This window comes from Clostridium kluyveri DSM 555, from assembly GCF_000016505.1.
GTDB classification, from domain to species: domain Bacteria; phylum Bacillota; class Clostridia; order Clostridiales; family Clostridiaceae; genus Clostridium_B; species Clostridium_B kluyveri.
In genome coordinates, this window is record NC_009706.1 from 114,313 (window position 1) to 127,011 (window position 12,699).

The 12,699-nt window shown below is 28.5% G+C and carries 13 protein-coding genes; 4 read left to right on the top strand and 9 right to left on the bottom strand.

Annotated elements, in window-relative coordinates:
* Nucleotides 1-96: 96 nt before the first annotated feature.
* From CKL_RS00605 to CKL_RS19595, 6 genes are all read right to left on the bottom strand, one after another.
* Nucleotides 97-597, bottom strand: a complete 501-nt coding sequence (locus CKL_RS00605) for an SEC-C metal-binding domain-containing protein (RefSeq protein ID WP_011988719.1) — start codon at nt 595-597, stop codon at nt 97-99.
* Between the two features lie 56 nt (nt 598-653).
* Complete coding sequence (locus tag CKL_RS19590; RefSeq protein WP_011988720.1) at nt 654-815, bottom strand: CxxH/CxxC protein; 162 nt, start codon at nt 813-815, stop codon at nt 654-656.
* Nucleotides 799-1,365, bottom strand: a complete 567-nt coding sequence (locus CKL_RS00610) for a GerMN domain-containing protein (protein ID WP_011988721.1) — start codon at nt 1,363-1,365, stop codon at nt 799-801. The genes CKL_RS19590 and CKL_RS00610 overlap by 17 nt, the downstream gene beginning before the upstream one ends.
* A gap of 15 nt (nt 1,366-1,380) precedes the next feature.
* The gene (locus CKL_RS00615) at nt 1,381-2,169 is read right to left on the bottom strand and encodes an MBL fold metallo-hydrolase (RefSeq protein ID WP_011988722.1); all 789 of its coding nucleotides are present in this window, start codon (nt 2,167-2,169) and stop codon (nt 1,381-1,383) included.
* A 22-nt stretch (nt 2,170-2,191) separates the two neighbouring features.
* A complete protein-coding gene (locus CKL_RS00620; protein ID WP_011988723.1) occupies nt 2,192-3,454 on the bottom strand; it encodes a UDP-N-acetylglucosamine 1-carboxyvinyltransferase in 1,263 nt (420 codons plus the stop codon).
* A 432-nt stretch (nt 3,455-3,886) separates the two neighbouring features.
* Entirely contained in the window at nt 3,887-4,051 is a 165-nt protein-coding gene (locus tag CKL_RS19595) for a DUF1540 domain-containing protein (protein ID WP_011988724.1), read from the bottom strand.
* A 217-nt stretch (nt 4,052-4,268) separates the two neighbouring features.
* Between CKL_RS19595 and CKL_RS00625 the strand changes: the two genes are divergently transcribed.
* A complete protein-coding gene (locus tag CKL_RS00625; RefSeq protein WP_011988725.1) occupies nt 4,269-4,814 on the top strand; it encodes a hypothetical protein in 546 nt (181 codons plus the stop codon).
* 51 nt (nt 4,815-4,865) lie between these two features.
* On the opposite strand, the gene CKL_RS00630 is transcribed toward CKL_RS00625, so the two are convergent.
* Nucleotides 4,866-6,764, bottom strand: a complete 1,899-nt coding sequence (locus CKL_RS00630; RefSeq protein ID WP_011988726.1) for a type I glutamate--ammonia ligase — start codon at nt 6,762-6,764, stop codon at nt 4,866-4,868.
* A 347-nt stretch (nt 6,765-7,111) separates the two neighbouring features.
* Here CKL_RS00630 and murI point away from each other — a divergent pair, with 347 nt between their 5' ends.
* The 3 genes from murI (at nt 7,112) to CKL_RS00645 (ending at nt 10,541) form a co-directional block, all read left to right on the top strand.
* Complete coding sequence (gene murI / locus CKL_RS00635) at nt 7,112-7,885, top strand: glutamate racemase (protein ID WP_011988727.1); 774 nt, start codon at nt 7,112-7,114, stop codon at nt 7,883-7,885.
* 61 nt (nt 7,886-7,946) lie between these two features.
* Nucleotides 7,947-8,621, top strand: coding sequence for a S24 family peptidase (locus CKL_RS00640; protein WP_011988728.1), 675 nt, complete (start codon nt 7,947-7,949; stop codon nt 8,619-8,621).
* 120 nt (nt 8,622-8,741) lie between these two features.
* A complete protein-coding gene (locus tag CKL_RS00645) occupies nt 8,742-10,541 on the top strand; it encodes a heme NO-binding domain-containing protein (protein WP_011988729.1) in 1,800 nt (599 codons plus the stop codon).
* 50 nt (nt 10,542-10,591) lie between these two features.
* On the opposite strand, the gene CKL_RS00650 is transcribed toward CKL_RS00645, so the two are convergent.
* Both CKL_RS00650 and CKL_RS00655 read right to left on the bottom strand, forming a co-directional pair.
* Nucleotides 10,592-11,491 carry a radical SAM protein gene (locus tag CKL_RS00650; RefSeq protein ID WP_011988730.1) on the bottom strand — a complete coding sequence of 300 codons (900 nt, stop codon included), beginning with the start codon at nt 11,489-11,491 and terminating at the stop codon, nt 10,592-10,594.
* Between the two features lie 122 nt (nt 11,492-11,613).
* Nucleotides 11,614-12,654, bottom strand: coding sequence for a YkvI family membrane protein (locus CKL_RS00655; protein WP_011988731.1), 1,041 nt, complete (start codon nt 12,652-12,654; stop codon nt 11,614-11,616).
* Nucleotides 12,655-12,699 lie beyond the last annotated feature (45 nt).

The window sequence follows — 12,699 nt, forward strand, 5'->3', positions numbered from 1 at the left end:
AATTCAATAATAGAATTATAATACACGCCACTAATAATTCAGATACTAGTGGCGTTCGTGTAAGTTTTTATGTAATTTATGAAAATTTTAATAGTATCATTTATTTCCACAGCAGTGTTTATATTTTTTGCCGCTTCCACAGGGACAAGGATCATTTCTACCTACTCTATTTTTATTTACTATTGTTTTAGAATTAAGCCATTTTTTACGGATTTCTTTTCTTTTTTCACTGGAGAATATAGAATTCCATTGAGAAAGCTTATATAAATAATCTGCTTTTGAATCCAGCATATTATAGTACAATTTTTCAAAATTAATACTTATATTGATCTTAGAGCTTTCTTCCAAATTATCTAGTTCAAGAGGAGTATCTAAGCTAGTATTCACACCATCTAGAAATCCCATAAAGTATATTGTTGAGGTTTCAAATTTTTTTGCTAGTTCTTCTATGGTTCCCTCCAATATATTTTCATGTTCACATAATATTTTTGTATAAATATTTTTTTCAATTGTGCCATATTGTTTCCAGAATGCATTTTCTCCGTTAGTTTTTACAAAGTCTACAACCATATCTGTCCAATCTTTATACAAACTCATAGTTCTATTCTGCTACTGTACTTTTGTAGCAGTACCCCCTTTCAAAAATTTTTATTTTAAGGTTTCAATTTTAAAATGTATTTAGCTTCCTTATCGCAATAAGTGCATTTGTGGTTCTCAGTACTCATTAAATAGGGAAAAGTTTCATTATCTAATATAAAATCATCAAAAGATATATCTATATGTTCACTGCAGCAGTATTTATTTTTTTCTTGCATTTTCAATATCGTCCTTTCCAATAGGTTTCGATAAGTCAAAATTATTACTCCAAATACCTGAATCTTTATTATTTATGGAAATTTTAACTTTGTTTATAGTCGAAATTTGTGTAAGGGAAAAAACTATACTTTTTAAACAAGTTTCTTCTTTAATTGAGGTCATTTCAATATTGGCTTCTTCGCTTAAATTCAAATAAGCAATATTATCTTTTATTGACATACTTATGATTCTAGTATTTTTAGGAAGTATGGGAGTCAGGTTACTTTTAACAGAGGGACCTTTTATCAATTCATTTATTATGGTTTCTGCGAATAATTCATCTTTTTTTATTATGCGGCTTTCTTTAGATATTTCAACTGTATTTGGATCTTTAGAAGAATTAAAATAGATATTTAAATCCAACAGGTTATCTGTCTCTTTTGAAAGAGCTATAATTTTTTCTTTTTCATTATTATTTATACTTAAATTGTCCTTTTTGTCACAAGCAGATAATATTAAAATAGAAAATGTAATTATAAAGCATAGAAATGTAATAAAAAATTTTTTCATATGTCTCACCTTTTTCTATTTAAATTTTATATAATTACTGGGTTTATCACGTCTTGCCATAGATATAGTTACATCCATATTTAATTTTACACCAGCTTCAATTAAAGTATTTATTACAGTCTGGTATGCTAGTTCTGGATAATTATTTGTTTTACTTAGATGTCCCAAAATAATTTTTTTAAATTTGTTATTTATGATATTTAATATAGCTTTTCCACAGTCGTCATTAGATAAATGTCCTATTTTGCTTAGAATTCGTCTTTTTAGATCATAGGGATATGGACCGAATTTTAACATCTCGACATCATGGTTACTTTCTAGAAGTATTATATCGGAGTCCTTTAAAATATATTTAATTTCATCTGAAATAAATCCCAAATCTGTTGCTACACAGGCTCTTTTATTTTTACAATCGATAGCATAGCCGTAAGGGTCTACAGCATCGTGAGATGTACTAAAACTTGTTATATCCATATCTTTTATACTTATGTGATTATTATAAAGTACTTTTATATTATGTTCTTTTATTTTTCCAATATATTTTAACATACATTGCCAGGTAAGAGCATTTGCATAAATAGGTATATTATATTTTCTAGATAAAACCCCTACCCCCTTGATGTGATCAGTATGTTCGTGTGTAACAAGTATAGCATCTATCTCATTTGGATTGAATCCGATTTTTAAAAGGGCAGTTTCTATATTTTTACCTGAAAGGCCTGCATCTACTAAAATTTTGGTGTTATCTGATGCTAAAAAGGTGCTATTTCCACTGCTTCCGCTGTATAAAGGACAAAAAATCATGTTAATATCCCCCAAATTTTAATTATTCCACGTAAGATACTCTTTTTATGTTAGCACCTAAAGCTTTAAATTTATCCTCTATATTAGGATATCCTCTGTCAATATGATCAATGCTTAAAACTTCAGTAGTGCCATCTGCAATAAGGCCTGCTATAACCATTGCTGCACCAGCTCTTAAGTCTGTAGCTTTTACTATAGCCCCACTGAGTTTATCTACACCATCTATAATAGCGATTCTTCCTTCTACTTTAATATTTGCACCCATTTTTTTTAATTCATCTATGTGTTTAAATCTACTTTCCCATATACTTTCATTTATAATACTTCTTCCTTCTGCAACTGTTAGAAGAGCACTTAAAGGCTGTTGTACATCAGTAGGGAAACCCGGATAAGGTTGAGTTTTTATATTTATACCTTTTAATCTCCCCTTGGATTTCACAGTTATAGAATCGCCATTTTCTATTATTTCAACGCCCATTTCTATGAGTTTTGCAGATATGGACTCTAAGTGTTTAGGTATAACATTTTCTATTATTACTTCTCCACCACAAGCGGCAGCTGCAATCATATATGTACCTGCTTCTATTTGATCTGGTATAACACTGTAGGAACATCCTTTTAATTCCTTTACTCCTACCACACGTATTATTTCAGTACCTGCACCTTTAATATTTGCTCCCATACTGTTTAAAAAGTTTGCTACATCTACTACATGGGGTTCTTTTGCTACATTCTCAAGGGTTGTTATTCCTTCTGCTAGGGTAGCGGCTAACATCACATTTATAGTTGCACCTACGCTTACTACATCAAAAAATATACTTGTGCCAACTAATTTTTCAGCACTTACCGATACACAGCCATGTTTGATTTCTACTTTGGCACCTAATGCTCCAAAACCTTTTATATGTTGATCTATAGGTCGTACTCCTATAGGGCATCCCCCGGGCAGTTCAACTCTTGCCTTTTTAAATCTGGCAAGCAGTGCACCTATAAGGTAATAAGAAGCTCGCATTTTTCTCACATCATCAGTATCTGCATCTATTTTATTTATGGTGGTACTGTCTATAACTACTAAGTTTTTCCCAGTTTTCACCTTGCAGCCTAAGCTTTTTAAGATTTTTTCTATACAATGTACATCTTCTATGTCAGGTATATTATCAATGGAACATATACCACTGCTGGCTAGTATTGATGCTGGTAATATTGCAACGGCAGCATTTTTAGCACCGTTAATCTCTATAGAACCGGAAAGAGGATTTCCGCCATTAATTACTAATTTATTCATTTATGTATCCATCCTTATCATAAATTTAATTTATATAAAGTTTTAGAAAATATTAAATTTAATTCATATTACACAAAGTTTATTATAACATAATTCTATATTATTTTAATAATAAATTTAAAAATATGAAGGGTGTGTTAAAATTATTTATTTATCAAGTGATTCTTGGGCCTGGGTGAAGTTTACTATAAAAAATACTTATCCTCATCTGAACCTTATTAACAGCATTCTTAGTGCCTTTAGTACTTAGAATACGTTATACTTTAGAGGAAGAACTTATCCAGGCATGTGGCAGTGTTTATTTGCCACTTTGGAGAAAATGAGAGTATCATCTAATTCTAGTGTTCACATAAATTTAAAACCCAGCTTTAAAAAATAAAGCTAGGTTTTTTAAGTGTAATTTGTGTTTTTTAGAATATACTGTGGAAGAAATTATTCCTTTTTAAAACTTCCACAGTCAGTACATTGTACGTCTTTAGCCATTGCTTCATGTTTGGTGACTTCTATTTTGTCAAGTGTGCAGTAATTGGTGTCCTTTGCATGAAATCTACATTCGTTAACTATACATCCTATACTGGAATTTTTACCATTATTCATAATTTTACCTGCTTATAGAAATATCGTATTTTTAGTAAGCAGGATTTGTCACCTCTTTCTCTATATAATTTTTAAACATTAATAGTATTGTCTTTTTATAAAGTTTGTATTCTATAAATTAATATAAATATTTAATACTATATATGGTGGTTTTATGTTATAATAATACCTAAACAAAATGTATATTTGTAAATTTATCTGGGGGATTGAGAAAATAATGAAATATTATTTGGTGGCTTTATTTGATAAAGATTCTTATTTCTATATTCAACGCATACAAAAAAATATATGTAGAAAATATAAATTATATAAAAATGTACCCATGTTACATATAACTCTTGAAATTATAGAAAATCCTGATTTAGAAAAACTCACTAAAATTATTTCGGATATATTAAAACCCTATAAGAAATTTAAAGTACAGATAAATGATGTTGGTATTGATTCTTTTTATAAATCTATCAATTTAAAAATTGAGAATAAAGGATATATTATAAGATTAGCTAGACAAATAAATGAAATTCTAAAATTGCATAAATTTAATGTAAAAGAGAATTTAAAGGATATTAATTTAAAGGTGTTGCTGGCAAATACTAGTTATCAAATGAGGGAATCCAATTTTAAAGAACATAATAAACTTCATGAAAACATTAAAATAGAGAATACCTGTAAGATGGTCAAAATAGATAGGATTGAACTTTGGAAAGCTGTGAACAACAAAAAAGAGGTAATATTAAGAAATTTTCCGCTAAGAGATTTTTAAATTATATTTATAAAACAGAGTAAGTTTTGTAGACTTACTCTGTTTTAAACATTAAATATCAAGTAAATTTTTCTTATATATAGAGTATAATTCTCTTAGCTCTGACATTTTTTCTTCTACTTCTATTTGAAGGTTGGATACTTCTTCGTAGTTTTTTTCCTCTGATGCAATTCTTATTTTAGAGAATAAACTCTTATTAGAATAGGAATCCTTCATCAAATAGCATTTTAAAGCATCTATTTTCATCCAGGTAGCTACATCTAAATCTAAAGCTTTATCTACAGAATGAAGTAATTTATAACCTCTTATTTCGTCAATGTATTCATTTAAAATTCTATGATTCAGTTCTACTAACCATCTTTTTATAGCACCTAATTTGAAACTGTTTATTAATTTGTCATTTAATACATCATCTTTAGTTAATACAGCTTTCTTTTCTGGATATTTATCAATAGCTGTTAAGTTTTCATATACAGTTGCAGGTGCCGTACCGAAGAATTTAGCTCTTTCTTCATCAGTAAAGTCTTCAAATACATCTTCTTCACTTCTATAAGCTCTATCTTTTTCTAAGTAAGATGCATCTTCTCCAGGTTTTTTGGATAACTCGGCCAAAAGATCATCTTCTGTCTTAGAACCAGTTATTGCATAAGTTATTCCATCTAACATGGCCATGTATAATCCTGTTACAGCAAGATAAGTATTAGTACGAGGATTTGGAGCTCTAAGTTCAAATCTTGTACCTAAAGGATTTTCTAAATCCCTTACAACTCCTATAAGTACGGTTCTGTTTCTTGAAGGTATTTCAACAGTGTGTCCTATAGAAGTTACTATACAAACAGGTGCTTCAAATCCAGGTTTTAATCTTCTTAAAGAATCCGTTGTAGAAGATACGAAGGGATTTATAACCTCGTAATTTTTAAGTATACCCATTACGGAAGCGTAACCAAAAATACTTAAAAAGTGATTTTTAGTAGAAGAAAATAAATTTATCATTTTACCACTTTTCAGTTTCAATGCCATGCCTATGTGAGTATGTTCTCCGCTTCCAGCTACTCCATCTATAGGTTTAGCTAGGAAAGTAACCTCTAATCCATTATTTCTGAAAGTTTCTTTAACTATACTTTTTACCAGTAATTCATTATCCACAGATTGTACTGCAGTAGAATATTTCCAGTCTATTTCAAGTTGTTCCATTATATGATTAAATCTTCCCTTATCATCAATGTTGGATTTTATTCCTCCTACTTCTTTATGACCCATTTCAGGTTCTAATCCGTACAATTCCATAGTTGAAAGTGTTTGTTCTAAAGCAGTCCTTACTGCACCTTTAGTTCTAGTCCAATATTGTTCTTGTAGTGTTTGGGATGTGGATAATTCTTCAATTTCAGCAGGGTTATTAGGAGTATTTACCCAGAATTCTAGTTCTGTTGCACATGTAGCAACTACATCATCTATATCTTCATATTTTAGTCCAAAAGAAGAAAGGGAATTTGGATATTCTTTGAATAAATTTAGAAGATTTGTTTTAAAGTGTTGTATACAATTTTTTAGTACATATCTAGAATCTACAGCTTTGTGCTCATGATAGAAAAAGCATGGAATTCTAAGTGTTCCAACAGGTTTATCTGTTTCAGGATCGATATTATTAGTATTATAGTCTATATACCAATTCACATCACAATCACATACCATATCGACTTTTGCATTATTTAGTGTAGCTATACCTGGAAGAACTACAGATGAACCATCAGTCTGAATTGATCCTTTTAAAAATCCAGAGATATCTTTTAGAAAAATCTTAATAGGGATTTTCTCGTCAGTGTCATTTCCTGAAAGATCTATACCTACAAGAGATACAAATTTTATTTCAGGATGAGAAGTTAGTAGTTCTTTTAAACTATCTTCAGATTGCATAGTCTTAGGTATTACATAGATTAAATCTTTTAACATAGTTTTTTCCTCCTATAAATGAGTTAGAAGAGCATAGATTTTTAATACTCTGTCAGTGTATAGTCAATTTAATTTATATTCTAGTTGATAAAATATAAATTATTTATTAATTATTTAAATTTTATATATTTATGATTTTATAATTAATATTCATATATGTCAATAGATTTTGAATAAATTTATGGGTCAGGTTGCAATAGTTAAAAAATATAAAATATAATATTTGATTTTAAGGATAAAGCTTAAAAATTAAGGTTATTTATTCATGTTTTTAAAAATTTGTGTAGTTTAAATCTATATTATATAATAAAATGTATAACATTTTTATTAAGTGGTGAGGTGATAGAGTGGATTCTGAGGATAGGCCAATTGGTTTTTTTGATTCAGGAGTGGGAGGAATAAGTGTATTAAAAGAAGCTGTTAAGATCTTATCAAATGAAAATTTTGTTTATTTTGGGGATTCAAAGATGGCACCTTATGGAGTGAGAACTGTGGAAGAGGTTAAAAAACTCACATTTAATGCTGTAGAATTTTTATTAAAGAAAAATATAAAGGCCTTAGTAGTGGCCTGTAATACTGCTACTAGTGCCGCTATAATAGATTTGCGAAAGGCATATAGTAAATATATGCCCATAGTAGGTATAGAACCGGCCTTAAAACCTGCAGTAGAATGTAATAGAAAGGGAAATATAATAATAATGGCAACACCTATGACCCTAGCAGAAAGTAAATTCAATAATCTTATGAAAAGATATAGCAATTCAAATATCTTACCCCTTCCATGTAGTGGTCTAGTAGAACTTATTGAGGAGGGAAAAACAGAAGGAGAGGAAATAGAACGTTATTTGGAAGAAAAATTAATTCCTTTAAAAGGAAACGGAATCGCAGCAGTAGTACTTGGATGTACCCATTATCCGTTTATAAAAAAAAGTATATCTAAAGTTTTAAATCAGGATGTTCTAATACTTGATGGAAGTAAGGGAACTGTTAGGCAGTTGAAAAGGCAGCTTATTAAATATCATATAGAAAGCAATAAAAGTAAAATTGGAAAGATAAAGATATTTAATTCTATGAATAGTCAATATATAATAAAATTAAGTTATAAACTTTTAAAAGAGTGAAATTTTCAAATTATGTACAGAATTTGAATTATTATCTACAAGATTAAATCAGGAGGAAAAAATGAGTAGGGTAGGAGAAAAAATAAAATCTGCAAGAATAGAATTAGGAATTAGTCAAAAATTATTGGGGAAAAAATTGGGTGTATCAGAAAAGTTTATTAATGAAGTAGAATTAGGCAGGAAAATAGCAAGCCAAGGTATAATTGATAAATTATCTAAAATTTTAGGTAAAAATATAAATGATATAACCATGTCTTTTGAGGAACAGGCATATGAAGAAGAAAAAAATGAAAAATTTTCTCCTGTACCTAAAAAAGAAAAAATCCAGGTTCAGGATGTTTGGAGTGAAGCATTTAGTTCAGTTCTAAAAAAGATACCTATCTATGGATATGATATAAATAAAATAATTAATTTTAAGCAATTACCTATAATAAATAATAAAGTAGAAGGATATGCTCAAGACAAAGTAATTTACTTACAAATAGAAAGTAATGATATGGAAGGTTTTAGAATACAAGATGGGGATCTGGCTTTGGCACATATAACTGGAGAAATAGAGAATAATTCCATATGTCTGGTTGAATATGGTGGAAAAAGAGAGGTAAGACAAATAAAAAAAATGGATAACAAAAAAGTTTTACTTATAAGTGGAAAAAATAGTATAAGAACTGAAACAATAGAAATTAAAGATTTAAAAATAATTGCAAAATTAGATAAGTTGGAAATAAAGTTATAATAAAAAAACTATTAAATACATAATTAAAAGTTCTAATCTAAAATGAGTTATGGTTAGAACTTTTATTTCACAATCATTCTTTGGAATAAACTGATAAAAATTTGAAAGGAGGAATAAAAAATGAAAGGTACTGTTATTGCTACATGGATGAGAACCTGCAGAAAATTATATAATGATGAAATTGTAAATGATGCTATGAATTCAGTAGGATGGGGGGCATCTAAGATATTTTCCCCTGCTGAAAATGTAAATGACGGAGAAGTAAAAAAGGTAATAGAATATATAGCAAAAGTTAATAATGAAGATACAAAAGAGTTATGGAAAAAGATAGGTCTTGATAACATAAATGCCTTCTACAAAGATTACCCAGCTTTTTTTAAACATGAAAATTTATATTCATTTTTAAGATCAATGTTTGATGTTCATGTAGCTATGACTAAAAAATTTCCAGGGGCCAAGCCACCTTTGGTGACGATTAATCCCATATCTTCAAAAGCTGCTGTATTTGAGTATAAATCTGAAAGAGGTATGTTTGATTATCTTATGGGAATGATAGAAGGAAGTGCTGGGTTTTTTGGTGAAAAGTTGAAGATAGAAGAAATAGAGAGAAATAATAATTCAGTAAAATTTAAATTTATTTTTGAGAAAGAAATATATTATAAGAAGGTATATAAGTTTAATAAATTTCTTTCATTTGGAATTATAAATAATCTGGGCTTAAAAGTAGGAATAATTAATTTTATATTTTGTTTAATGATTTCTATTTTAATATTTGGATCAAATGATTGGTTTAAATCTATAATTATTTCAATATTAATTCTTTTTGCATCATATATTTCTGGCTCCATACTTATGAGACCTAAATCCCTCATAATAGAAACTATAGATAAAATTAATAATGGTAATTATATTGAAGATGGAGATATAGAGACAAATGATTTTTTTGAAGATATATTTAATCTTATTAAAAAGCATAAAAGTATCATTAAAGCAGACTTTACAGGATTTAAAGGTGTAACTGATGAGATGAGTACTTTTGTATCTAATATAAATGAAATATCTAATTCTATGAATAGTACTTCAAATGAAATATCGGATGTGGTGGAACAGGTGGCCAATTGTGCTGTGGATCAGGCGGAAAATACCCAGAATGTAGTGTCTGTATTAAATGAGAATATAAGACATTTAAATAATATAGTGGAGGATGAAAACAATAATAAACTGGAATTAGAAAAATCAATAGATAAAATAAATAATAGTTATGAGAATATAGATAATACCAGTAAAAATATATTATCTACACTGCAGAGTTTTAAAGAGGTTAATGATAAAGGATTAGAGCTTCAATCAAAAGTAAAAGATATTACCAGTATAGTTTCAGTGGTATCAGAGATTTCAGAACAGACTAATTTGTTGGCATTAAATGCTTCCATTGAGGCGGCTCGAGCTGGAGAACAAGGAAAAGGCTTTGTAGTAGTAGCAGAGGAGATTAGAGTTTTAGCAGAACAGTCTCAAGATGCAGTTAAGGATATAAATTCTAATTTAATTAAATTTGTAGATGAAATAAAAGTATTGGTAGATAAAATAGAATCGCAATTTGATGTCCTTAAAGGGGAAAGTGAGAATTTAAAAGATGTTAGAAATATAAGCTATGAAGCGACTACTGCAGCGGCAACAGTAGCTGAATCTATGATAAAAACTATAGACAAGTTAAATGTACAGTCAGAAGCTATATCTGGAATATATGAAAATATGGAGTCTCTAGCTGCAATTGCACAGGAAAATTCAGCATCTTCTGAAGAAGTAAGTGCCAATGTATCAAGTTATACTAATGAAATTAAAAATCTTATGAATAATATACATGAATTCAAGAACATAACAGAGTCTTTTAAAGCCGAATTATATAAATATAAAATATAATAAGAAAACTGGCTAGAGACATTTGGCCAGTTTTCTTATTATATTTTATATTAAATTCCCTGTAAATCAAAATGAGGTACGAAATTTTTAGAACAGGTTCCCGTGCTTTGGATAAATGCATTTTTTATACCCAATGAAATGCAATAATTTATAAAAGAATTATAATGTTTTGAATTTAAAGGTTTATTTATTTCAGGAAATTTATAAGCTTTATAAAGGGGAGTATATTGATTCATAATGCTTATGTATACTGAATCACCAAAGGTATTATAAATATAATCTATTATTTTTTTGGAATCAAATAGTAGTCCAGGAAGCATAAGATGTCTTATTATAACCCCCTTTGTTATCAATCCATTTTTGTCAAATGCTACACTGCCTACCTGATTAAACATTTCTTCTATAGCTTTTGTGGCGTGAATGAAATAATCTGGAGCATTAGAGTACTTAATGGAATATTTATTGTTAAAATATTTCAGATATGGCAGGTATACATCTATATATCCTTTTAAAGCCTTTAATGCAGATATAGTTTCATAACTATTTGTATTAAATAATACTGGCAAATTAAGACCTTGTGATTTTGCTATATCTAAAGCTTGAATTATTTGAGGAATATAATGGGTAGGTGTAACCAAATTTATATTATGTGCTCCCTGATTTTGTTGAAATAGAAAAATTTCACTGAGTCTTTCTACAGATACTTCCTTTCCAAAACCATTGGCACTTATTTCATAATTTTGACAAAAATTACATTTTAAATTGCAGTTGGAAAAAAATATAGTTCCAGAACCATTACTTCCGGAGATACAGGGCTCTTCCCAAGTGTGTAGACATACCTTGGCTATTTTTATATTTTTACCTGCATGACAAAATCCAGTATTTCCATCAAGTCTATCTGCCTTACAATGTCTATGACATAATTGGCAATTTTTAAGGTGATTTATCATAAAAAGCACTTCCTTAAATAATATATTATTTAGAAGTAATAATAGAATTTTATTGGTACTTTTTAAGTATAGTCTGATTGCATGCAGGTGTCTAGGTATTATTATGCGATACCATTATGCACTTAATTCTTAAAATAAAAAATTATGCATTGTATTATAAATATAAGACTGACTACTCCAAAGGCTGGGTATAGAAAAGAAATAAGATTTACAAAACCAATTTGAGATATAGGAATTATAATAAGAATAATTATAAATATTGATTTTTTATAAGATATATTAAATATTTCTTCAAAATTTTTTCCTACACTATATACATTGGATACTTCAGTAGAGAACATTTCAAGCCAGATTATAATAAGTATCATTATTTGAAGTGCTTTTCCAAAACGGTTGGCTATATAAAGTAGAGGAATTTCATATTTAAAAATATAAGGTATGTTTAAAAGTAATAAAAAATTTATAATAAGAGCTAATATAGTAAGACCCAGGGAGCCTATGATGGAACCGGCTATAAGGCTTTTCTTTTTATTTATAGAAAGTGTAAGAGGGATTAACACTCCGCTATAACATAATATGTTAAACCCTGCGTATATTAATGAAGAAAAAAACCAATTATTTTTATAATGAGGTATACTTTTTAAGTAAGAGATATTTATATTTTTATAAAATGCCAAATATAATATGAATAAAGTAAGTATGACTAATATAAGGGAAGGTACTATGACTGAATTTATTTCCATGAGACCTTTAATATTTCTAGATAATACGATTATAGATATAGTGAGCATTAATAACATACCTACCCATCTAGGCAGGTTAAAGTATTGGTGTATTAAAGCACCGCTTCCAGCCAATATTATTGCTGAGCTTCCCATTAGAAAAAAGGTAGTTAAAAAATTAGTAGCCATGCCCAAAAATCCAGGACTGACCAATTTTATAAGACCATCATAAGAATTTAATTTATATTTTATACTTATATTTATTATTATAATAGACATTATTATGTAGATAATAGAACAACCTAATATACCTATAAAACTATTATAACCATATTGTGTAAAAAATTGGCTAATTTCTTGTCCAGATGCCAGACCTGCTCCAACCACAGTTCCTATAAAAACTGTAGATATTTGAAAAATTAAAATTATTTTTTCTTTCAAAAATCTCCCTCCCCATAAAATACTTTTAATAAAACTATCCAATAT